This is a genomic window from Phytohabitans aurantiacus, assembly GCF_027923225.1.
Lineage (GTDB): Bacteria > Actinomycetota > Actinomycetes > Mycobacteriales > Micromonosporaceae > Phytohabitans > Phytohabitans aurantiacus.
The window spans coordinates 135941-157642 of sequence record NZ_BSDI01000003.1 but is presented as its reverse complement, the minus strand read 5'-3'; the positions used below and the strand labels follow the sequence as shown (position 1 = coordinate 157642).

General features: G+C 64.6%; 16 protein-coding genes. 8 read left to right on the top strand and 8 right to left on the bottom strand.

Features of this window, described 5'->3' with window-relative positions:
• Window positions 1-194: 194 nt before the first annotated feature.
• The 3 genes from QMG73_RS04555 to QMG73_RS04545 form a co-directional block, all read right to left on the bottom strand.
• On the bottom strand, window positions 195-857 hold the full coding sequence (locus QMG73_RS04555) for a response regulator transcription factor (RefSeq protein WP_281892622.1): 663 nt from the start codon (window positions 855-857) through the stop codon (window positions 195-197).
• Between the two features lie 147 nt (window positions 858-1004).
• Window positions 1005-2837: a histidine kinase gene (locus QMG73_RS04550; protein WP_281892621.1), complete on the bottom strand. Its 1833-nt coding sequence runs from the start codon at window positions 2835-2837 to the stop codon at window positions 1005-1007.
• The gene (locus tag QMG73_RS04545) at window positions 2834-4756 is read right to left on the bottom strand and encodes a sensor histidine kinase (protein ID WP_281892619.1); all 1923 of its coding nucleotides are present in this window, start codon (window positions 4754-4756) and stop codon (window positions 2834-2836) included. The genes QMG73_RS04550 and QMG73_RS04545 overlap by 4 nt, the downstream gene beginning before the upstream one ends.
• A gap of 330 nt (window positions 4757-5086) precedes the next feature.
• On the opposite strand from QMG73_RS04545, the gene QMG73_RS04540 reads away from it, so the two are divergent.
• The gene (locus QMG73_RS04540; protein WP_281892618.1) at window positions 5087-5458 is read left to right on the top strand and encodes a hypothetical protein; all 372 of its coding nucleotides are present in this window, start codon (window positions 5087-5089) and stop codon (window positions 5456-5458) included.
• Between the two features lie 197 nt (window positions 5459-5655).
• On the opposite strand, the gene QMG73_RS04535 is transcribed toward QMG73_RS04540, so the two are convergent.
• Window positions 5656-6213, bottom strand: coding sequence for a reverse transcriptase family protein (locus tag QMG73_RS04535; protein ID WP_281892616.1), 558 nt, complete (start codon window positions 6211-6213; stop codon window positions 5656-5658).
• An 898-nt stretch (window positions 6214-7111) separates the two neighbouring features.
• On the opposite strand from QMG73_RS04535, the gene QMG73_RS04530 reads away from it, so the two are divergent.
• Genes QMG73_RS04530 through QMG73_RS04510 form a run of 5 tightly spaced genes read left to right on the top strand, consistent with a single transcriptional unit; the run spans window position 7112 to window position 12827 of the window.
• The gene (locus tag QMG73_RS04530) at window positions 7112-8338 is read left to right on the top strand and encodes a hypothetical protein (RefSeq protein WP_281892615.1); all 1227 of its coding nucleotides are present in this window, start codon (window positions 7112-7114) and stop codon (window positions 8336-8338) included.
• Window positions 8339-9634, top strand: coding sequence for an HD domain-containing protein (locus QMG73_RS04525; protein WP_281892614.1), 1296 nt, complete (start codon window positions 8339-8341; stop codon window positions 9632-9634).
• Window positions 9635-9644: 10 nt separating this feature from the next.
• Entirely contained in the window at window positions 9645-10733 is a 1089-nt protein-coding gene (locus QMG73_RS04520; protein WP_281892613.1) for a DNA methyltransferase, read from the top strand.
• Window positions 10734-11819, top strand: coding sequence for a thiamine-phosphate kinase (thiL, locus tag QMG73_RS04515; protein WP_281892612.1), 1086 nt, complete (start codon window positions 10734-10736; stop codon window positions 11817-11819).
• 9 nt (window positions 11820-11828) lie between these two features.
• Window positions 11829-12827 (top strand): pyruvate kinase, encoded by a 999-nt coding sequence (locus tag QMG73_RS04510; RefSeq protein ID WP_281892651.1) that lies wholly within the window; start codon window positions 11829-11831, stop codon window positions 12825-12827.
• A 1083-nt stretch (window positions 12828-13910) separates the two neighbouring features.
• Here QMG73_RS04510 and QMG73_RS04505 read toward each other — a convergent pair.
• The 3 genes from QMG73_RS04505 to QMG73_RS04495 all read right to left on the bottom strand — a co-directional run bounded on the left by QMG73_RS04505 (window position 13911) and on the right by QMG73_RS04495 (window position 16534).
• Window positions 13911-14423 (bottom strand): tyrosine-type recombinase/integrase, encoded by a 513-nt coding sequence (locus QMG73_RS04505; protein WP_281892649.1) that lies wholly within the window; start codon window positions 14421-14423, stop codon window positions 13911-13913.
• Entirely contained in the window at window positions 14423-15235 is an 813-nt protein-coding gene (locus tag QMG73_RS04500) for a hypothetical protein (RefSeq protein WP_281892610.1), read from the bottom strand. Before QMG73_RS04500 ends, QMG73_RS04505 begins: the two co-directional genes overlap by 1 nt.
• A gap of 774 nt (window positions 15236-16009) precedes the next feature.
• Entirely contained in the window at window positions 16010-16534 is a 525-nt protein-coding gene (locus QMG73_RS04495) for a DEAD/DEAH box helicase (protein WP_281892609.1), read from the bottom strand.
• Window positions 16535-16919: 385 nt separating this feature from the next.
• On the opposite strand from QMG73_RS04495, the gene QMG73_RS04490 reads away from it, so the two are divergent.
• The gene (locus QMG73_RS04490; RefSeq protein ID WP_281892608.1) at window positions 16920-18011 is read left to right on the top strand and encodes a hypothetical protein; all 1092 of its coding nucleotides are present in this window, start codon (window positions 16920-16922) and stop codon (window positions 18009-18011) included.
• A 49-nt stretch (window positions 18012-18060) separates the two neighbouring features.
• Here QMG73_RS04490 and QMG73_RS04485 read toward each other — a convergent pair whose 3' ends face one another.
• A complete protein-coding gene (locus QMG73_RS04485) occupies window positions 18061-20748 on the bottom strand; it encodes a proprotein convertase P-domain-containing protein (protein ID WP_407676747.1) in 2688 nt (895 codons plus the stop codon).
• A gap of 234 nt (window positions 20749-20982) precedes the next feature.
• Between QMG73_RS04485 and QMG73_RS04480 the strand changes: the two genes are divergently transcribed.
• Entirely contained in the window at window positions 20983-21666 is a 684-nt protein-coding gene (locus QMG73_RS04480; RefSeq protein ID WP_281892607.1) for a lytic polysaccharide monooxygenase auxiliary activity family 9 protein, read from the top strand.
• The last annotated feature ends 36 nt before the right edge of the window (window positions 21667-21702 follow it).

The window sequence follows — 21702 nt, the reverse complement described above, 5'->3', positions numbered from 1 at the left end:
GCCGCCGCGTGACTCGCCGTCGGCAACCCGGCAGCGACATGGGCCTACGAGGTTGCGTGATCGCGCCCCAGCCTGGCCCCGCGCCACCAGGAACACAAAGCTCGGCCTAGCGTTGATCAGCAGTGCCGCGGGCTGAGCCTGGGTTTGTTTGTGCCGTTATCTGATGCACTACCACGGCGACGCAGCCGGGACGGTCATGAAGGGTTGCCGAGGCCAGCGTCACGCGCTTTGGCGACGGCCGCGGCACGGTCTCGCACCTGGAGTTTGGTCCGGATGGCGGAGACGTGGTTACGGACGGTCTTCTCGGAGAGGAACAATCGGCGGGCGATGTCCTGGTTGCGGGATCCTGCGGCTAGGAGGTCGAGGACTTCGCGTTCTCGGACGGTAAGTTCGGGAAACGCCTGGGCTACGTACTCCCGTTGGGTACGGGTGAAGAAGTCAGCGATCCGACGAGCCACGGCGGGGCCATAGACGGCTTCACCCCGGGCGACGGCCACGATGGCGCGGACGATGTCGGCGCGGTCGGCTCCTTTGAGTAGGTAGCCGCGGGCGCCGGCGCGCATCGCGTCCAACAGGGACTCGTCGTCCTCGTGCATGGTGACTACCAGGACGCCGAGCTGGGGATAACGGGCGAGGAGCTGTTTGGTGGCTGCTGCTCCGCTCATGCCTGGCATGGTTAGGTCGGTCAGGACGACGTCCGGGCGGGTTTGGTCAACGACGGCGAGTAGTTCCTGCCCGTCGGCCGCCTCCCCGACGATCTCCACTTCTGCGGCGCTAGCGAGCGCTGCTGTCAACCCGTACCGGAACATGGGGTGGTCATCGGCGAGGACGACGCGGACCGGCGGTGTGTCGGTCATGGCTGCTCCAACGGCAAGGTCGCGGTGATGATGGTGCCGGCGATGCCGGTGTTGATGGTTAGTCGTCCGCCGAGAGTCTCGGCCCGGTGACGCATGGAGGTGAGCGCGACGCCTGGTCAGTCGCTGTTCGCGCCGCACTCGCCGTCATCAGCAACGGTGAGGTGTAGTGCTTGATTGTCGGTGGTGATGCTGACGTCGGCATTCCGGACGTGAGCATGCCGAGCGGCGTTGGTAAATGCTTCGGTCACGATGCGGTAGGTGGCATTCTCGACGCCCGGTGGTAGACGGCGAGGGCTGCCGGCTGTCACGGTAATGTTCATCGGGCCTGAGAGCGACGCGGCTTTTCTGCTGACGGGCGTCGGCCAGGCTGAGCTGGTCGAGGGCGGCAGGACGTAGGTCGTCGATGATTCGGCGGATGTCGTGCACGGCGGTAACGGCTTCGGCGCGGAGTCGTTGCAGCAGGGCAGCGCAGGCGGTCATGTTGTCAGCGTCGACGGTATCGGTGAGAGCTTGCAGACCGAGCCCGACACCGGACTGGGACGGTCCGAGTCCGTCGTGGAGGTCGCGGCGAAGCCGGTCGCGTTCGGCTTGGGTGGCGGACACGACTCGGCCGCCTTCGGCCTTCAGCTCGTCGGTGAGGTTGAGCGCCAGCACCACCACAGCCACCTGTGCGGTCAGTGCGGCATGCAGGTGGCGTTCCGACACGCTGAGCGACCGCGGTGGACGGTACCGAGTCGCTAGCCGCAATGCGCCGAGGTCACGCCCGCCGGCACGCAGCGTCCCGATCGTGTGGTTCGTCGGCTGGCCTCCGACGATGCAGACGACGTGGCCGTCCAAGGCGACAACCGCAGCGCCGACGGCACCGACCGACTCGGCGACGCTCTCGAGCGCGGTGTGTAGCTCGGTTTGTGCTGTGTCGGCGACCCGGCCGCCGAGGTGACTGACTGCCTGAACGGGGTCGGCCCGAGGACCGTCGACGAATCGGTCCACCACCTGTTGCAGCTGGTCACGCGCCGGCGTGAGGCCGACCGCGACGACTGCGGCGGCCACCACACCAGGAATCGGAGGGCCGCCTAGCGCCTGGGCGGTCAGAGCGCTGACCAGTAGGTAGACGCCGACCACAGTCGTGGACAGCGCTCCGTACACGAGGCCACGCCGAAGGACTATCGCAATACCCAGGAGTCTGTATCGCAGCACCCCTACCGCGATCGCTACCGGAATCAAGGACCCGATGATCGTTAGCACTACGGGCGGCCAGTCGGGCAGCAGTGCGCCGATCAGGAATGCTCCGACTACGCATGCCAGTAACGTGAGCTGGTCGCGGTGCAGCGAACGCGCTCGCAGGAAACGCACGACCGTGCCGACCCAGATGGCCACTATGGAGACCACCACCAACGGCAGGCAGACGCCCATGATCAACAGATGCCGTACGGGGTCGGGGAGGACCACTGGGACTGACGCTGGCCCGCCGCTGCCGAGTCCGCCCTCAGGATCGAAGGACGCAACGACGGTGAGCAGCAGAATCCCGGCTGCTGCCCCGCCGACGGGCCACCGCAGCCACCGCGCAGGCAGCCGTCCGGCTGGGTAGAAGGCGATCAGCAGAGTCGGCAAGAGGAGCCAGTCCGGTATGGAAAGCCCTCCGCCGGCAGTCAACGCCCACCGTGCCGTCGGCCATGAGGGATCGGCGATCACCAGGCCGTACCACCCGTAGACCATGAGCCCGACGAACAAGGCGTTACATGTACCGCCCGTGAGGAGTAGCCAGCCTATGATGTTCCGCGGACGGTACGTAACCAGGACAGCACCGGGCACGGTCCACAGCACACCGGCGATGATCTGACCCACCAGCTGATCGCCGTCGCTGGAGGAAACCAGGTCGCCATGTCGCGAGGCAACCCACACGACAAGCCCTGCTAGCACCGTACAAATCAACACCACAGCCCAGGCGGCAGCGATGCGGACTCGCGAATCGCGGCTCATGATGGCTCCAGCGGCAGGGTGGCAGTGACTGTGGTCCCACCACCGGCTCCAGTCTCGACGTGGAAGCGCCCGCCGACGCCCTCAGCGCGGGTGCGCATGGACGCCAGGCCGATGCCGTCGGGCGCCTCGCCGAGGCCGAGTCCGTCGTCGGTGATGGTGACGGTGAGGCTGTGGTCGGCGGTGGTCAGGTCGATCCAGGCGTGGTGCGCCTTGGCGTGCCGGGCAGCGTTGGTCAGCGCCTCTTGAGCGATGCGGTACGCGGCAGTCTCCACCTGCGGCGGCAGTACCGGCAAGGCCGCTGCCGTGACCTCCACCGGTAGCGACGCTGTCACGGTCGCGGCGTGGCGGCGCACTGCTGCCACCAACCCCATCTCGTCCAGGGTGGCCGGGCGTAGCTCGTCGAGTATCCGGCGTACCTCTCCAACCGCGGTGCTGACCTCCGAGCGGAGGCGGTCCAGCAGATGGAGGGCCGCGCTGGTGTCGCGGGCGCGCGTCGCGTCGTCGAGGGCCTGCAACCCGAGCCCGACACCCGACAACGATGGTCCCAAGCCGTCGTGCAGATCCCGGCGCAACCGATCACGCTCCACCGTCGTCGCCGCCACGACACGGTCTCGTTCCACCTCCAGTGCCTCGGTCAAGTCCAGTGCGCGCACCACAACCGCGACGGATGGCGCCAAAGCGGCGAGCAGGTGGCGGTCGGCGTCGCTGTAGCTGTCACGCGGCCCACGGGCCGCTACCCGCAGCACGCCGATATGGCTGCCGCCAACCCGCAGTGGCAGCGACTCGCCGTTGCGCACCCCGGCCCCAACAGTGCCAAGTTCCCGTCCATCGGGTGCGAGCACGTTCACACCGGAGGCGTGCACGGCCCACTTCACGCTGGTTAGGACAGCGGTCAGTAGGTTTGGCTCGTCTGTTTCGGCAAGGCAATCACCGAGGTGGCTGACCGCACGCAGCGGATCGCGTCGTTCCCCGTGGAGCCGCCGATCCACTGCCCGCTGCAGCCGGTCCCTCGCCGGGGTCAGACCAATGGCTACCACCGCAGCCGCCAGGACGGCCGGCAGCGTTGTGGTGCCGTCCAGAGCCGCGCCACCCAACCCTGTCATCAGCAGGTATATGCCGACCACCGCGGCAGTCAGCGTCCCGTAGACGACCGAGCGGCTGACCAGTATGTCAATGTCGTATAGCCGGTACTTGAGGACCGCGATCCCAACCGCACCGGCGAATACAACCACTACGAGGCTGTCAAGGACCGAGTGAACGGGTGTCGGCAGGAAGGCGGGTCCGACTACCAGTTCGACTCCAAAGAGAAGTGCGGCAGCGGTCACCCACTTCAACTGTTGCCGCTCATCGCCGTCCGCTCGGCGAAGACGGATTACCAGAGATGCCGTACATGCGAACAAGAGCACGAAATACGGGGGCGCCGCGTAGCGCACGAAGTCAGGCGGGATCGCGCTGACGCCGACGGGATTCACGATGTCAGGGAAGTACTCCAAGGGGCCGCTGCGGAACGGTGCGAGCAGTAGGATCATCACACCGGTCGTCCCGGCTGCCCAGGCGAGCAGGCGCCATCGCCGTGACGGCAGCCGACCGTTGGGGAACAGCAGAAAGACAAACGGCATCAGCGGGAAGGCGACCGCGTAGTTCCAGCAGGCGACCCAGCCGACTACCAGCCCGCCCGGCACCGACCCTGGCGAATACGTGAGGGCGTACCCGGCGTAAATGCGCATGAACTCGTTCAGGCTCCACGCCAGCCCGATACCCAACAACAACCAGCCGAGTGGGTTGGCAGACCGGCGAGCGGCAAGTACGACGCCGACCGTCGGAAGCACAAGCGATCCAGGCGTCAGGATCAGCGGCTGCAACCAGTCGTCCATTCCCTCGGCGTCCGGCACCGATCGGGTGAGAACCAGCAACGCCATCGACCCGGCGATTGAGGCAACCGCCAGGCTCCATTGAGCCCAGGCGATCCGGGAAGCGGTGCGGCCTCTCATGGACCACCCCTATCGCGAGCATCGCCCCAGGAGCGGTATAGGGCGGCCCGGACGCGTCGAGCGAGGGCGACCGCCTCTGAGTGCCCATTCAGTCTGAACTCCGCGACGTCCCGGTTACAACCTGCAATGTCCCGAAGTTTCCCGGCAACGTGCCCGGACTACTCAGGACCACAGCATCACGCGGACCAATAACCGGGTGGCGCACGCTCCACGTAGACGCCTCACCTGAGGCGACGGGACACACAGGAAGGCATCACAATGACCAAGAACATCGTCCTCCGTGCCGCCGCGACCACCGCACTCGCTGCCGGCTTCGTCGCCGCGCTCGCCGGGACCGCACACGCCAGCCCGGACTCCTCGACCACCGCCAACCTCAGCGGCACGACAGTCTTGGCGCCGGGCGGCCAGCAGCTCCACTCCACCTGGTTCTGGGGGAGCACCCAGCTGTGCGCGACCAACCTGGGCAACGGCAGCGGCGAACTCACCGTGCAGTCATCGAGCCCCGCCGCCGGCCCGGAATACCTCTATATCGGCGGCGGTAGCACCCTGTGCATCTACCGCTGGTGGTGGGGAGTGCCCGTGTGGACCATCAACGGCGGCTACACCACCCTGGCCGTCTCCACCTCCTGATCGACACGGCTGGGGTGCCCTGAGGGGCACCCCAGCCACCGGCCTCACCGTTCGTAGCACGCCACGGAAGCGGCCGGAGTCCGTTACGAGGCAAGCGATCCCGCTCGCACGAAACGAGGCTGCCCGGCTCTGGTGGTCTACGCCGATGACATGGTCGCCCTGTGCCGCAGCCGGCAGCCGGCAGCAGGCCGAACAGGTCAAGGCGCGCATGGCCGCGTGGCTGGCCCCTCGGGTCTTTGCCGCTGAGCCTCGCGGAGCTGGTCCTGCTGGGAGACGATCGCCTCGGCCACCTGCCTAGCCTGGTGATTCACGGTGATCGTCAGGTTCGGCTTTTGGTCGGCGTGTAGATATGCGGAAGTGCCTCTGCTGCAAGGGAAACTTGTGATTGCGATATCTACAGGAATCGACAACGGCCGCTGTTCATTGGTGCCCGGCTTCGGGATGAACACCCGACGCGCCGGCAACGGCCGCCACCTGCCGTCCCGCAGTTCGCTGGCCAACTCGTCCAGCAGCCGGGCCACCCCGTACTGCTCAACCTCCGCCAAAGTGGTCATGTCGATGCCCGGCGCGCCGTTGTTACGGCGCACCGCGACCCGCGCCCGCCACAAGACGTCTCTGCGGAAGACCTTGTCTCGCAACGCGTGGAACCGACGTCCGGGATCGGCCTTGGCCGCCCGGTAGAGCGCATGCTGCAGGGCACGGACCGGATCCAGGATCGATCCACCAGCGGCGGGAATAGCCAAAACGGCACTCACCGGGCCCCTCCACAACCTCACACGCGTCGACGAAGTAGCGGCCCTTCCCTCACCGACGGTTCTGTTGTCCGCTCGGCTCGATCGGTACTACGGCCGCGTACGACACCCACCCGGCAGGCCATCCACTTCCCGAGGTCATCGGTTATAGGACGCCACGCTCCGGCAACACCCAACTCCGCAGGTCACTGGGCCGGGAAGGGTCTCCCCAGTTCCCGCCGTCACTATCTGAACGTTCCGCACCCTCATACGCCGGGGAGTTCCTCACGGCTGCAATCCAGGAGCTACACCGCTTCCATGGCCTTCACCCCGATCCGGAAGGGCTCGGCTCCCCCCTGTGCCACCCCTCACGGGCGGCTGAGTAACGACGCCGCAGGTTTCGCATTAACGCTACGGACCGCTCAGTCGCTCCCCCTTACAGGGCCTTCGACACTGGGCTTCGACCCCGCCCGTTTCCAGACGAAGCCGCCAGTCTGCCACCGGGCCTCCTGGCAGCTACCCGGACCGGACTTCCACCGGCAAGCGACGACGAGCTTACGAACGACGATCAACCACCTACATGGTCAACCTCCACTCTGCTGGGCGCACCGAATGGCTCAGTGCGCATGCCGCAGCGCTCACCCTCCCTCGACCTCTGCCTGGCGTACCCAATCTGGGCCGGCGGTCATGTGGGGGCTTGATCACCGTTCGACGAGGCGACCGACCGTAACGTCGTGGGCTGGACCTGTGGACAGGCGCGCAGCGTACGACATGCTGCAAAGAGAAATCGATGTCAGTACAAACGTTGTACACTGTGCGGGTACTTGCTGGGACCCGCACCCCATCAAGATCGATAGTGACGAAGAACCCCAATCGCCCGTCCCAATTATGCTCTAGCCGAATTTCGATCCGGAGCGAAAAGTTGGCTGTTACGATCAAGGGCCTCGACCGACTGGCGAAGCGAGCGATCGAGGCGGAGACCGTCCTTGTCCGTCGCGTCCAGCGAAGCGCCATTCACAATGGTGACATAGTCGCATGGGGCCAATTTTTAGACGATCCGCGAAGAGTGCGTCAGTTTGGCATCTATGGCACCTCAGCCGCGGTCAGGATATTGGCAGGGGCGGGCCACACCGAGAACAGTCCGCTGATAAGCAGGGCGTTGCGCGCCTTGCCAGAAGTGGAGCCGCGGGATACGACCGAAGACCTCTATGACGCAACCGATCTGTCCATCACATTCAAGGTAGCCAGCCTTGTTGAAGCAGCGCAGCCACAGAGGGAGCGGTTCGAAAAGGTCGAGCCGATCGAGACGCGCCTTATCAGCCAAGTAATAGACAACCGCGGCTGGGGCAACTACTCCGACCATACCGATCAAGACGACGCGCCCCGGCTCCTCCCGACGGCACATGCAATGTTGGCACTTCGGCGCAGCCGAAGCTTTCGCGCCTCACCGATGTGCGAGAAAATTCTCGCCTGGTTTTGTCAAGAGGCGATTAGAGGTCACCCGCTCCCCGTCCACGAGGCGGCGCTCGCTCTCCAAGTACTTATTGAGTACGAGGGTGAGGGCACCCACGTTGATGTTTACAGGACGGCACGTCAAGATCTACTGAGTCAGCTGACGAAGTGGGCTACCACCAATCGCGGACAAATGCTTACAGAAACCACCGCAAATCACTATTGGTCCGTTAATGACGGAATTCAGCATAACCAGTACGTATTCTACGTAACTGATATCCTCGGCGCCCTCACACTGCTACGAGCCGGCAATCCGGCTCCGGCCAGACGTCGAGTACTCGGTATCGTCGACAAGCTGAGCAAGATGATCATCACCAACGACGGCTTTCGCTCTACTACGAGTCGAAGAGTGTCGTCGGTCGACCAACTCTGGGCCTGGCTGCTACTCCAGGAGTTCGGTCGTAGGCACCAGGCGAGGCCCAAGATCCTCCTTCCACCGGCTGCGTACTACATCAGCGCCACGCCTGTGCGAAGAGTCGTGGCTACTCTCTCGATGGTGACTGCTGGTGCGGTCGGTACGCTCGTGACGTTCGGGCCGGAGGTGCACGTCGCGCTCCGGGTCATGGGCGGCGTCATAGCAGCGGTGATCCTGGGGCTGTTGGCGTCGCTGCTGGTGGTGTGGCTAAGGGGCGACTAGATGTTCGTGGCAGATCCATTGTTTGGACCCATCACGACGCCGTCACGCCTCGATCAGATCTTGCGAACCCCCGAGGTGCAACGCCTGCGCGAGATCCGCCTGATCAACACCACGACCCCCAGCTTGAGCGGGTTGAGCGACACCCGCCGCTTCACCCACACCGTTGGCGTGCTGCATCTAGCGCTCGGAGTGGCAAAGCGCCTCCACGCGCGTTGGCCGGCGAAGCAGCTCGAAACGCTGCTTCTGGCGGCCATCCTCCATGACGTCGGCACGCCCGCATACGGTCACCTGTTCGAGTACCTACTCAAAGTCCAGTTTGGGTTCGCTCACGAAGCAATGCTGAAGAGCATCATCGCAGGTGATTACCACAGGACCGGGCTCTTCCACCAAATCTACTTCGGTGCCCCCCTTCGACTTCGTGAGTGCATCGAACGACTCGACGTGGATCCGGACGAGGTCGTGAGCTTCGTGCTTGGCCAGTCGCCATTGGGACGTTTGGTCGCAGGCACTCTTGATCTAGACAATGTCGACAACGTTCACCGCATGGCCGCCGGCCTCGGACTGCCCTACGATCGTGCAGGGATCGATAATCTGGCTCGGGCAATCGACGTGCACCCCGAGACCGGCACATTGACCCTTCCCCATGCCGCGCTACCGTTAGTCGAGCATTGGGTCAAGCTGCGCCGGAAGTGTTACGAGGTGCTGGCCTTCGACGAACAGGCCCTAGCCAGTCAGGCTATGCTTACCGAGTGTCTCACGGTGGCACTACAAAGTGGCCTTCTAACCGAGGCCGAATGGTTCCTTACCGATGAGCAGCTGTTGCGAAGACTGCTCGATCTCGATGTGGAAGCTCCACGGCCGATGCGGGAAACCGTTCTCCGATTCGCCACCGGTGACTACTTTTCAACCATCTTTATCGGCTGGTACAGGGATCTGGCTACGTCGGTCGATCTTCGGCATACGGACCACCGCGCCGTCCTTCGTAATCGACTTGAGGAGGCGCTCGGGATTCCCGTGTTCCCTTACGTCTTCCACGACAGAGGAACCTTCGTGAAACAACTGAAGCTGAACACCGTGGGTACGGACGGTGCCCTTTCTCCGGCAACGGTCGGAGAAAACTCTCAGTCAACAATCGTTGGCCTGTTTACCAGTCGACGTATTGATCGGCCGGCCAGGTCAGTCGTTACCGGAGCGAAAGAGGTCCTTGCCGAGTTCGGCCTGACGAGTGATGCTCTTCACCCATTACCCGACAAGCGGGACGTATATGAGATCCCAGGTGCCCTCAAGCTTATCTGAATTGTCGCAGGTGGACTTCGAGCTTCTGCAGACGAGTGAAACGAGAAAATTTGGCGCCCACTGGTACCCGACAGCCAGTGGTCCTTCAGTTGCGGGCGTGCTCATAAGTTGCTTGAGCAACACCGATGATTCGGTGCTAGATCCATTTTGTGGTACAGGCACCGTGCTGATCGAGGCGCGTCGTCAGAATCGCCGACCCCTAGGCGGTGACCTCAACCCTGTCGCTGGCCTTGTAACTCGCGCCCGCCTTGCCTCGCTTGACCCGGACCTGTGGAAAACGTATAGAACAGCACTGGGAACCCGCATTGTCGAAATAGAACTCGGCGCGATAGCGACGGACGGCGATCTTGAAGCGTTGGTGCCCGCATACTCGCAGAATTGCGGCTGGTATCACAAATCTACACTCCGCGAGCTGGCAGTTGTCTGGCAGGCGATTCGCACTATCGATCATAAGTACCAGCATGTTGCAGAAATGGCCTTTTCCGGTATTCTACGCGGCGTCAGCAGCAGTCGAGGTTCCGCTGACCGCATCGCAGACAACGTCAGGCCGAACACGCTGTTCTACCGCCCCGTGATTAGCCGGTTCTTGTCAAATCTTGCCGCTTACCTGGAGCCATACAATCGCGCAGACACACCTGCTTGCGTGGACGACTCTCCGATCTGGGTCGGGACTTCCGAACGACACCTCACCAATTTGGCGACCGCTTCTGTCGATCTCTTTGTAACCCAATTGCCCGAGCTCGGCGTGGCCGATTACCTTCGATCACAGAGATTAACGGCGATGTGGTTCGGTTGGGATATCGCAGACTACGAAACGGATGAACTCGGCGCGCGCTTCAAGCGGCGCCGTCGAGGAGCCGCAGCTGAGTACCTCGACCCGTTGGAACGCTTGTTCAGTCAAGTTGCTCGCGTAGTCAAAGACGACGGTTGGGGCGCGATCATTCTGGGCCAGCGAACGGATCGAATCGGTCTCAGGCAAAAGATCTGCGATGCGTTAGAGACAGGTGGCTTTACTGTATGCGCGACTCTGGATGGTGCGCGGACGAGGCGAGCCGAAAGACCGGGTAGGCAAACCATCGTAATTGTCCGGAGGCAGTAGATGCGATTGGCGGCGACGCTGGGCGACCTCGGCGAACAGAAGATAATAGAGTTGATCTTGCGGCCCCGCTACACGACCGCCGAGTTTCGTTTTGGCGATGACTGCGCCTCCGTTCGGGTGCCCAATGGAGCGGCATGGCTGGTAACGACGACTGACCCGTGTCCAGAACCGGTGGCTGCCCTTATAGGATATCTCGACCCGTACTTCCGAGGCTGGCTCCTGGCGACCATCAACCTTAGTGATCTCGCCGCAGCGGGCGCGGAGCCTTTGGGCCTGTTGACGTCGCTGGTGCTTCCGGCGGACACAGCAGTCGACAGCTTCAGCAGGCTACTCGACGGCATCGACGATTGCTGCGCGACCGCTGGTACAAGGGTGATCGGCGGTAATATTAAAGAAGGACAGAAGTGGGAATTGACGGCGACCGCAATCGGCACGTGCGATACCTCGCCGTTGTCGCGCTCCGGCGCGGAACCTGGCGACGCCGTCCTCGTTATCGGAGACATGGGGTCCTTCTGGGCAGGCTACTTCGCCAAGACCCGTGGTCTAGTCCTACCGTCCGAGCATGATGACTTCGTCATGGCGAACGTACTTCGACCGCAGCCGAAGGTTGCGGTCGGCCTGGCAATGCGCCGAGCGAACCTTGTCAGTGCCTGCATCGACAATTCAGATGGCTTGTACACGTCGTTGTCCTCGCTAGCCAGAGCAAATGGGATGGGCGTCCGTGTGGACCTCTCCAGTATTTCGGTTCCTCCGCCTGTGGCAGCGGTCGCCGAACTGTTAGACGTCTCCCCCGAGCGATTCGCTCTCGGCTGGGGAGACTGGCAGCTTATCTGCACGACACGTTCTTCCAATGTCGAGGCGGTACGCGCCACATGCAACGAAATAGGGGTACCCGTAACGACGATCGGGGAGATGGTCTCGGGCGACTCCGTGCAAGTTACCCATCTCGGGAGAGCCGGGCAACTGATTACCCTTGACTCACAACGATTCACACCGGACTCGTGGTTCACGACAGGCCTAGACGCATACGCCGATCGGCTGTTGACGGGCACAATCGTTAATAGTCCCAAGACTCCGAAGGAGTAAGCCGTGGCGATGCTCTGGTATACACCCGGACCCGAATCCATCGGTTACGAGGAAGAAATCATCAAGGCGGGCGCCACCGGCGTTCGACTAACGTTCTCCTATTCCACAACCAGCTACCAAGCCGAGCGTGCACTCTTACATCGAAAGATTGCGCGAGACTGCGGTCGAGATTTCGCCGTAGTGGCCGACATCGCCGGAGAAAAATATCGACTCGGCCGATTTGTTGGGGTGCCAAGCATTCGGGTGGCTGCTGGCGAAGAATTTCGACTAATAACTGGAGAGGTAAGCGATCCGAAGGCCGACCGAACTCTCACCGTGACCACCCCAACCTTCTTTTCAGGGCTCGAATCAGGCGACCTAATAACTGTCGGTGATGGCAACACGGTCCTCGAGGTCAGCCTGGTATCGGCCGGGGCGGCTAGCGTCGTTGTCACGGTGAACGGTACCGTCAATCAGTCGCGAGGTCTGACGGTTCAAGGCGACCACTTCCGCCCGCGCTGCCTGACTGACAAAGATCTCTCCGACCTTCGATTCGTTGCCAAGAGCGACTTGTTTGACAATGTAGCCCTGTCTTTCGTGGCGGACGCTTCCGATTTGCGTCGCGCACGAGAGATCCTTTCGTCCAGCGCATTGCCAGTTGAACTAACAGCCAAGATCGAGACCTCGGCCGGTGTGGAAAACGCAGCCGAGATCTCCAAGGAGGCCGACATGGTGATGGCCGCCCGCGGTGACCTTGCGCTGGCCGTACCGTGGGTCGAATTGCCCGCGGCCGTCACCCGTATTGAAACCGCCGCTAACGAAACCGGCACTCCGTGGATTTTGGCAACGCAACTGGTTGAAGGACTGGAGCGATTTATCATTCCTACTCGTGCGGAGATTTGCGACCTGGCGAATTGGGCGCATCGCGGATGCGCCGGTGTGCTTCTGTCCTATGAGACCGCATTCGGGGCTAGGCCAATTGACGCCGTTGCCACGGTACGGTCTTTGCTGGATCGGTGGTCGGTTTGACGTTGCTTACGCCTTTCACCTACCGGTAGAGTGGTTACTTCATCAGAGCTGTCCTAACATAGCTGGCGGATCGGTGGGGGGCAACGTCGTGACGAATGCAGAGTGCGATTTCTGCCTCCGCCTGGCCGAGGACATGAGAGACCGTCCGTGGTACGACTTCTATGTTATCGACCGGTCCGACTGGTTCACCATAATTGTGGCACTGGGAGCACTAGTTCCGGGCCACCTAATCATCGTCAGCAACCAACATGTCGAACGTATGGCGGACTTGCCGCAATGGCGGATACTGGATCTAGAGGCTCTCCTCTTGAGATGGGCTAGGACGCTTACAGAGCAATGGGGCAGCCCATGCTTTATATTCGAGCATGGCGGTCGCACATCGGCGGCCGGTAAAGGTGGTTGCATCTCCCATGCGCATGTGCAGATTCTGCCACTGTCCTCGCACTCTATAGGAGATATAGGCCCATACCGCGAAGAAACCAAGCTCAATAGCGCCCTTGAAGGTGTCGATAGCCACGACTATTTGGTGATATCGCGAAACGATCACTGGCATGTTACAACGGAGTACGGCATTTCCGGCCAATTCTTGAGGCGCCAAATTTCCGCCGCACTTGGCTTTCCTGCCGAATGGGACTACCTTGTCTTCCCGCGGCTCGAAGTGATGCGAGAGACAATCAACCGGCTAAAGGGACGTCCTACGCCTCCGAAGAATTCGGCGGGGTCCTGAGGTGCCGTTAGTGCCTGTTAAGGAACCCGTCGCTCGTCCGAGTCGTGCCGCCGGACGCTTTGTCAGGCGCGACTGGGCACGGAATGTCCATGAGGCGAGTGGTTGATGGATCGTGGACGGTTCTCAGGTGGTCGGACGCCATCGACCCTGAACGGAATCATGCCAGGAATCTGGAAAATGGTCCTGAGAGCTCTGCGGGCGGACTACAGGGGGTAACGACCGGGTTGGTCCGGTGACCTGGCCAACGGCGAGTTCACGGTGGACGGACCGGTGCGAACGTCGGGGGACGACCGCAGCGGCGGCCTCGGCCGCTGCCCGCGCGAGTTGTGGTAGCACGCTCATGTAGGTGTCCGCGGTCAGGGCCAAGGTCGAGTGGCCCAGGGTGGCCTGGATGACCTTGAGGTCGCGCCGGCGGCCAGGGCGAGGGTGGCGGCGCCGTGCTGAAGGTCGTGTAGCCGCACCGGCGGCAGGCTGGCGTCGTCGATGAGGCGGCGGAACCGGCGGCTGACCGTGTCCGGGTGCCAGGGCTGCCCGTCGGGGCGGACGAAGAACAGTCCGCTGTCGTCGGTGGCCGGCCTGTGGGCGCGGTAGGCGCGCAGCGCGGCGACGGTGCCGCTGTCAAGGGCGATGACGCGGTGGCCGGCGTCGCTCTTCGGCGGCTTGCGCTGGACGCTACGGCCGGCGGTGGTGAGCTGCTGGGTGATGGTTATCTCCGCGTGGTCGAGGTGGGTGTCGGCGTCGCCCAAGCCGACGGCCTCGCCGCGGCGCAGCCCGCGGTGGGCGACCAGATGGAACAGCGGATACAGGGCTGGGTCGTACCGGGCGGCGTGGTCCAGGAAGGCGCCGGTCTGTGCGGGGGTCCAGACCATCACCGGTCCCGGCACCTCGCCGGTGTCCCGCCAGCGGTCCACCCGTGGGTCGGTCCACACCAGCGGCCGGCCCGCCGGGCCGGCCGCAGTCGGACCAGGGTGGCGGGGTTGGTGGGGATCAGGCCATCGGCGACCGCGTCGTTCAGAGCGACGCGAAGCACCGCCGGGATCCGCTGGCAGGTGGCCGGGCCGGTGACCTGCCGGCCTTTGACCGACGCCCGCGTCACCGGGCTGGTGGACCGGCGGGCGGCCCGGATCCGCTCGTTCGCGGCCTCGATGGCGGTGAACATGTGACGGATGTCGTCGGGGCGCAGGCGGTTCAGGGCGAACCCGCCGAGGCGCGGGACCAGGTGGGCGTGGATGTGGCCGGCGTAGGTGCGGCGGGTGTTCGCGTCCACCGGCCGGTGCCCGAGCCACCGGTCCAGGTAGACGCCGAGCGTGGTGGTGCCGGCCAGCGCACGGCGGCCCTTCAGCCGGGTGCGGACCGCGTCCACCGGCGGCAGCGGCCGGCCGCGGCGGGTGGCCAGGATCAGCCCGGTGACGTCGGCGGTCGCGGTCGGGTCGCCGGCGGCCAGGGCGAGCAGGGCCCGGGCGTGGTCGCGGGCGGCAAGCGCGGCGCGGTGGCTGGGGTAGCCGCCGCGGCGGATCTGCCGGCGGCAGCCGGCCTCGCCGGGCGGCAACTCGAGCAGGTAGTGCCAGCTGCCGTGCCCGGGGTTCCAGGTCCCGTTGGGCCGGCGCAGCCGTGGGCACGCGCTGGCGGCGGGGCAGCCGGAGCGTTTGAAGAAGTACTGCGAGCCTGAGCTGGAACGCATCGCTTACCTCCGTGCGGACGCCGGGCCGGTACCGCGGCGGCGGCCGCGGTCCCGGGGTCCGGTTGGGCCGATCGTCGCACTCCGGCCGGGCCGACGCGGCGGCATCCGGGGAATCATCGACGGCGCCGCGGTCGCCGACCGGCGGGCACATTCCGAACACGCCGGGCCGACCAACCGGCCGGGGTGGGGCCGCCTGATGGGGGCCGGCGACGGTGCGTGTGGCCGCCCTGCCCGCTACGCGGATCCGGCGGCAGGGGTCCGCTCCGGTCATCACGCGGGGCCGCCGTCCATGGCACCGAGCCGGTGGGCGCAGCGGTCGAAAACGCCGTGGGGAGCGGTGTTGCGTGGCGATCCAACGCATCAAATCGATGTTCGTCGACCTGTTGATGATCTTGGCCGACGGCTTGCCGGCACCGGAGCCCAGCACGCCTGCACCAGCGCCGATATTCCCGGACGAATCCAACGGAAATCGCAGGTCGGGGCCGCCCCACCAGGGTCGGGTCAGCGGTTTAGGAACCCGTTGCTCTATCCCGTGAGCTACGAGGGCGCGGTTTGCCAGGCGTTGCCGACGGGCACCGCGGGAGCACCGATAATCGCCAACCACCCCAACGCCAACCGGCGGAGCACGCACCGATCACACCACCACCGACGACCGGTGCCGATCTCCATTGCGGCCGCATCGAGCTCACAACCTCACGTCGCGGACCGCAACCCTACCTCCCACCTACACCGCCATGACGCCGGCACGCACGGTGCGGCCCCGACGACTGCGCTCTACGCCCTGGTGAAGCCGAGCGCCCGGTAGCCCGGCATGCGTCGTTTCAGCGACGAGGCGAGGATCGGGGTGGCTTCGTCGTGGTAGTCGTGGACTTCAGCAACGTCTTTGCCGGGCGCGGCACGGATCACACGCCCGGCACATTGGATGAGCAGCCCGTCGAAGGAGACCGGAGCAGCGAGAAACAGTGTGTCGAGCACTGGCGCATCGAAGCCCTCGCCGATGAAGGGCGTCGTTCCGATGACCACTACACCTTCGCCAGCTTTGGCATCGGCAAGGCGGTTCACAGCCGCTCGTCGTTCACCCGTAGGCATGCCACCTTGCATGACGAGGGCGTCGTACCCGCGCGAACCCAGCAGAGACGCAAGGACGCTGACGTGGGCGACCCGTCGGGTCAGCACGAGGCAGTTGCGCCCGCGCCTTAGCGCGGCCACGAGGTCATCGACGATCAGGGCGTTGCGTGCCTCGTCCTCGACGAGAGCGCGGTGCACAGCGGCGAGCGCGCCGGGATCAGACAGGTCCACATTGTCGTAGCGATGTAGAGTGCCAGCTTTTCCTGGACTGGCGACGACAATGCGACCGCCCCTGGCGGAGTGGTGGCCGCGGCGAGTTGTTCCGGCGGCGGGGTGGTGTCTTGACCACGGAGCTCAAGCAGTCGCGACAGTCGGATGTTCTCCGTCCGCAAGCGCTCCAACTCATGACGAAGACGAGCAACATCGTCGTCAGATACCGCATCACCGGTCCCCACGGGCGAATCGTCGCATAGCCTGCCCCTGGCTATGCTCGCGAGCTGAGCCGCATATGACTCGACGCGTTGGTCGAGGCAGCACCGTCTATTGAGGATCGTCTGTGAGTGAGTACCAATACTACGAGTTCCTGGCTATCGACTCGGCGCTTGACTCCGCTCAGATGCAGGAGCTGCGGAGGTTGTCTTCCAGGGCGCACATCACCCCGACCAGCTTCGTCAACACTTACGAGTGGGGTGACTTCCGTGGCAATCCGCGCCGGTTGATGGAGCAGTATTTCGACGCGTTCCTCTACCTCGCGAACTGGGGAACCCGCCGGCTCATGCTCCGACTCCCAGAGCGGCTGCTCGATCTTCCCACCGTCCAGCGGTACTGCCCCACCGACATCGCCGCCACCGCCTGGGCCAAGAACGGCCACGTCATCATCGAACTCACCGACGAAAGCGACGACGACGTCTGGGACGACGAGGATGGCCACGGCATACTCGCCTCGATCATCAGCGCACGCGCCGACCTCGCCGCCGGCGACCTGCGCCTGCTCTATCTTGCCTGGCTGCACACGGTCAGCACCGGCGAACTCGACGACGAGGTCGAGCCGCCCGTCCCGGCGGGCCTAGCCGCGCTCAACGCACCGCTGCGCAGCCTGGTCGACTTCATCCACATCGATCAGGACCTGCTCGCAGTGGCAGCACAGGCTAGCCCGCGCCAGAGGCAGGTCAAGCCGACCCGGGCGCAGCTAGCCTCTTGGATCCAGAACCTGCCTATCAAAGACAAGGACACCGCGATCCTGCGGGTCATGCGCGGCGAGGACGCGCATCTTCGTGCGGAACTGCTACGCCGCTACGACGGCGAAGCCGCACCCAACCCACAGGCGGGAAGCGGCCGCACGGTGGCCGAACTGCTCGACGCGGCACAGGCCCGGCGCGAACACCGTGAACACCATGAAGCGCAGGAACGCGAGCGGGTCCGCGTCCGCGCCGAACGTGACGCCGCCGCCGAGCGCGACCGCCGACTCGACGCACTCGCCGCCGAAGGCGAAAACGCCTGGGTACGGGTAATCCAGCTGATCGAAACCAAAAAGACCAGCGAGTACGACGCCGCCGTCAGCCTGCTCCGCGAACTACACGAACTCGCTTGGCGTGAAGGCGAACCCGACACCTTCGACAAACGCCTCCACGACCTCCGCCAGCGGTACGCCAACCGCCCCGCCCTGCTCCACCGCATCAGCCAAGCCGGACTTCCCGCGGGGAAATAGCGCGCCGGCTGGTCCCGCCCTGGTTGGAGCGGGACCAGCCGTCAGGCGGTTACAGGGCCAGTGTCCAGGAGTTGATGCGTCCCGCGTCTGGTGCCTCCGCGTCCCGTGCTTGCAGTTTCCAGGTGCCGTCGCGCGCTTCCGACGAAAGGTTCACCGTGTAGGTCTTGTCGATGTTGTCTTGCCCGCTGCCGCTTCGGTTGTGGAGCACATAGGTGCTTCCGTCCGGCGCGACCAGCGTCACCACGAGGTCACCGACGTACGGGTGAACAATGTGGACCTCCACGGTCGAGGTGGTGGAGGCGTAGCCCGGGCAGCCGGAGACAGCGATGGTGGAGGTGACGGTCGACAGGTCGGGAATCGTCACGTCGGTGCCGTTGGTGCGCACGCAGTCCGCCGGGCCGTCGGTGGCGGTGCTGTGGCCGTTGCCCAGGTTCAGTTTCCACGTGTCGATGTAACCGGTGAACCCGAAGCCGATGTCCTCCACGCGCAGCTTCCAGATGCCGGTGCGCGGTTCCGCGGACAGGTCCAGCGTGTAGGTCTCGTGAATGTCGTGCATGGCGCCGCCGGTCTTGTCGCGCAACACATAGGGGCTGCCGTCCGGTGCCACCAGTGTCACCACCAGGTCACCGCTGTAGGCGTGGACGATGTCCACCTTGACCTGCGAGGTTTTCGAGGCGTAGCCCGAGCAGCCGCCCGATACCGCGACACTCGAATTTACCGTCGTCACGTCGGAGATCGGTACGTCGGCGTTGTTGGTGCCGGTGCAGTCTGGCGTGCCACCGCTCACGTTCAACGCCCAGCTGTCGATGGCGCCTGTGTAGGCCGCGTAAAGGTCCTGCACCCTCAGCTTCCACGTGCCTTCGGCGACCTCCGAGGACAGGTTCACCACGTACGTCTGGTGAATGCCGGAGCCGAGTTCGCGGTTGTGCAGCACGTAGGTGCTGCCGTCCGGCGCTACGAGCGTTACGACGAGGTCGGTGATCGCCGCGTGGAGGATGTGGACCTCCACCGTCGCCTGTGCGGAGCCCATGCCCGGGCAGCCGGAGATCGCGAGAGCGGAGTCTACTGTGGACGCGTCTGGAATCGCCACGTCGCCGCCGACGACACCGGAGCAGCCCGGTACTGGTGAGGGGCTCACCGTCCAGGAATAGAAGGCGCGCCCGGTCCTGGTGGGCGACGAGGCGTCTGTCACCGTCACGGTCACGCTGTATGTCCCAGCGGCCGTCGGGCTACCCGAAACCGAACCCGTCGAGGAGTCGATCTGCAGACCCGGGGGCAGGTTCGTAGCCGACCACGAGTAGGGCTGGGTGCCGCCGGAGGCGGTGTGATTGACGGGCGAGATCGGGGTGCCGAACGCGCTGGTCTGGCTGCCGGGGTTGCTGACGGTCAGGCCGGGCATGACCGTCCACAGGTACGCGGTGCGTCCCGTCCTGGCCGGCGTGCTGTTCGTCGCTGTCACGGACACGCTGTAGGTCCCGGCGGCCGTCGGCGTACCGGAAATGACACCCGTCGAAGAGTTGACCGACAGGCCCGGGGGCAAGCCGGAAGCCGACCAGGAGTAGGGCTCGGTCCCGCCGGAGGCGGTGTGGCTCACCGGCGAAATCGCCGTGCCGACCGCGCTGGTCTGGTTGCCAGGGTTGCTGACGGCCAGGGCGACGGACCACGAGTAGAACGTGATCCCCGTCTTGGCTGGCGACGAACTGTCTGTCGCCGTCACGGTCACGCGATGGGTCCCGGCCGCCGTGGGTGTACCGGTGATGGAACCGGTCGACGAGTTGATCGACAGACCGGCGGGCAGCCCCTTCGCAGACCACGAGTACGGCGCTGTGCCACCGGAGGCGCTGTGGCTCACCGGCAAAATCGCCGTGCCGACCGCGCTGTTCTGGCCGCCGGGGTAACTGACCGCCACTCCGCCGCCGGTCTGGCATCCGCCCAACGAGGTCGCCGCGGCGCAGATGTCGTTGGCGAAGAAGCTCACCTCGGTGTAGACGCCGGGTTTCTGGGGCTGGGCACAACCCACGCCCCAGCTGGTGATCCCGACCTGAACCCACTCGTTGTTGGCGTCCCGCTTGACCATCGGACCGCCGGAGTCACCCTGGCACGTGTCCACCCCGCCACTGGTCCAGTTACCGGCGCAGATCTCCTGGTTGGGGATCAGCTTCGCGTAGCCGCCGGCGGTGGCGCATTGCGTGTCGCTGATGAAGGGCACAGCCGCCTTCAGCTGGTACTGCTGCTGCGGCCCGTTCTCATACGTCGCGCCCCAGCCCGCGACGGTGAATGTTCCGTTGTGCAGCGAGGTATCGGTGGCGAGTTTGAGCAGCGGGCTGTCGATCGGCCGGGAGATGCGGATCAGTGCCCAGTCCTTGCCCTGGCCGCTGTAGCCGTCCGCCATGTGGATGTAGTCGGAGGTGCGGGTGATGCGGTTGGCTTGGTCCTGCAGGTCGGTGACGCCCCAGGTCACCGTGACCGACGTGTTGGGTCCGGTGCCCAAATCGCTCACGCAGTGCGCCGCAGTCAGGATGAGCGTGGGGGTATACATCGCGCCCCCGCAGCCCATGGACAGACGCACCATCCACGGGAACTCGCCCTCTTGCGCCGGTCCACCGCCGACGACTTGAGGCCCGATATCACTGGCAGGCTCTGCGGCGTGAGCCGGCGTGGCGACGGTGCCGCCTAGCGCCAGGCTTGCGAGAGCGGCGATCCCGATCCGGGATGCTGCTCGCAGTGCTCGTCTCATGTATCCCCTCCCATTGCCGGCTGACGATGGTGCCCGCCCGTCGCGCGGATGTCAAAATCTGCCAGCCTTTGCGCGAGTTCAGTAGACTTCCTTCACCCATCGCGCAGCCGCACCCCACGGCAAAGCACATGACGCGGGCATTAATAGACGTTCTTGATATTTAAGTCCATAGATGTAACACTCACTGGAAGCGCTCCCAGACTGATCTTTACCCCCGCAGAACGGAGGAGCTCAGTGCGTTCACACAAGCCCGATCTATCCAACGGGCGATCCCGGTCAGCCATCCGCAAGACCGTTCAAGCGCTCGTCCTGCTGGTCGCCCTGATGGTCGGCACGTTGCCCTGGACCGGCGCCGCCCAGGCCCACGGCACCATCATCAACCCGATGACTCGTGCCTACCAGTGCTGGAAGACCTGGGGAAGCCAACACATGAACCCCGCCATGCAAACACAGGACCCCATGTGCTGGCAGGCGTTCCAGGCCAACCCCGACACCATGTGGAACTGGATGAGCGCGCTGCGCGACGGCCTCGGTGGAGCCTTCCAGGCTCGGACCCCCGACGGGCAGCTGTGTAGCAACGGCCTTGCCCGGAACAACAGCCTGAACCAGGTGGGCGCGTGGAAGACGACCGCGACGCTCAGCCGAAACTTCACGGTCCAGCTGTACGACCAGGCCAGTCACGGCGCCGACTACTTCCGGGTCTACGTCAGCAAGAACGGGTTCAACCCCACCACACAGCGCCTCGGCTGGGGAAACCTCGACTTCATCACGCAGACGGGCCGCTACGCGCCGGCGCAGAACATCTCGTTCAACGTCTCGACCTCCGGATACACCGGACAGCACATCCTCTTCATCATTTGGCAGGCCTCGCACCTTGACCAGGCCTACATGTGGTGCAGCGATGTGAACTTCGCCTGATTGGCAAGACCGGCAGCCGGGGCACCACTCCGGCCC

Coding starts and splice junctions, on each gene's coding strand:
- QMG73_RS04505 (WP_281892649.1), bottom strand. CDS start 14,423: ATGGTCTGGACCCCCGCACAGACCGGCGCCTTCCTGGACCACGCCGCC.
- thiL (WP_281892612.1), top strand. CDS start 10,734: ATGCGATTGGCGGCGACGCTGGGCGACCTCGGCGAACAGAAGATAATA.
- QMG73_RS04510 (WP_281892651.1), top strand. CDS start 11,829: ATGCTCTGGTATACACCCGGACCCGAATCCATCGGTTACGAGGAAGAA.
- QMG73_RS04490 (WP_281892608.1), top strand. CDS start 16,920: ATGCAGGAGCTGCGGAGGTTGTCTTCCAGGGCGCACATCACCCCGACC.
- QMG73_RS04500 (WP_281892610.1), bottom strand. CDS start 15,235: ATGCGTTCCAGCTCAGGCTCGCAGTACTTCTTCAAACGCTCCGGCTGC.
- QMG73_RS04555 (WP_281892622.1), bottom strand. CDS start 857: ATGACCGACACACCGCCGGTCCGCGTCGTCCTCGCCGATGACCACCCC.
- QMG73_RS04550 (WP_281892621.1), bottom strand. CDS start 2,837: ATGAGCCGCGATTCGCGAGTCCGCATCGCTGCCGCCTGGGCTGTGGTG.
- QMG73_RS04485 (WP_407676747.1), bottom strand. CDS start 20,748: ATGAGACGAGCACTGCGAGCAGCATCCCGGATCGGGATCGCCGCTCTC.
- QMG73_RS04545 (WP_281892619.1), bottom strand. CDS start 4,756: ATGGCGTTGCTGGTTCTCACCCGATCGGTGCCGGACGCCGAGGGAATG.
- QMG73_RS04525 (WP_281892614.1), top strand. CDS start 8,339: ATGTTCGTGGCAGATCCATTGTTTGGACCCATCACGACGCCGTCACGC.
- QMG73_RS04540 (WP_281892618.1), top strand. CDS start 5,087: ATGACCAAGAACATCGTCCTCCGTGCCGCCGCGACCACCGCACTCGCT.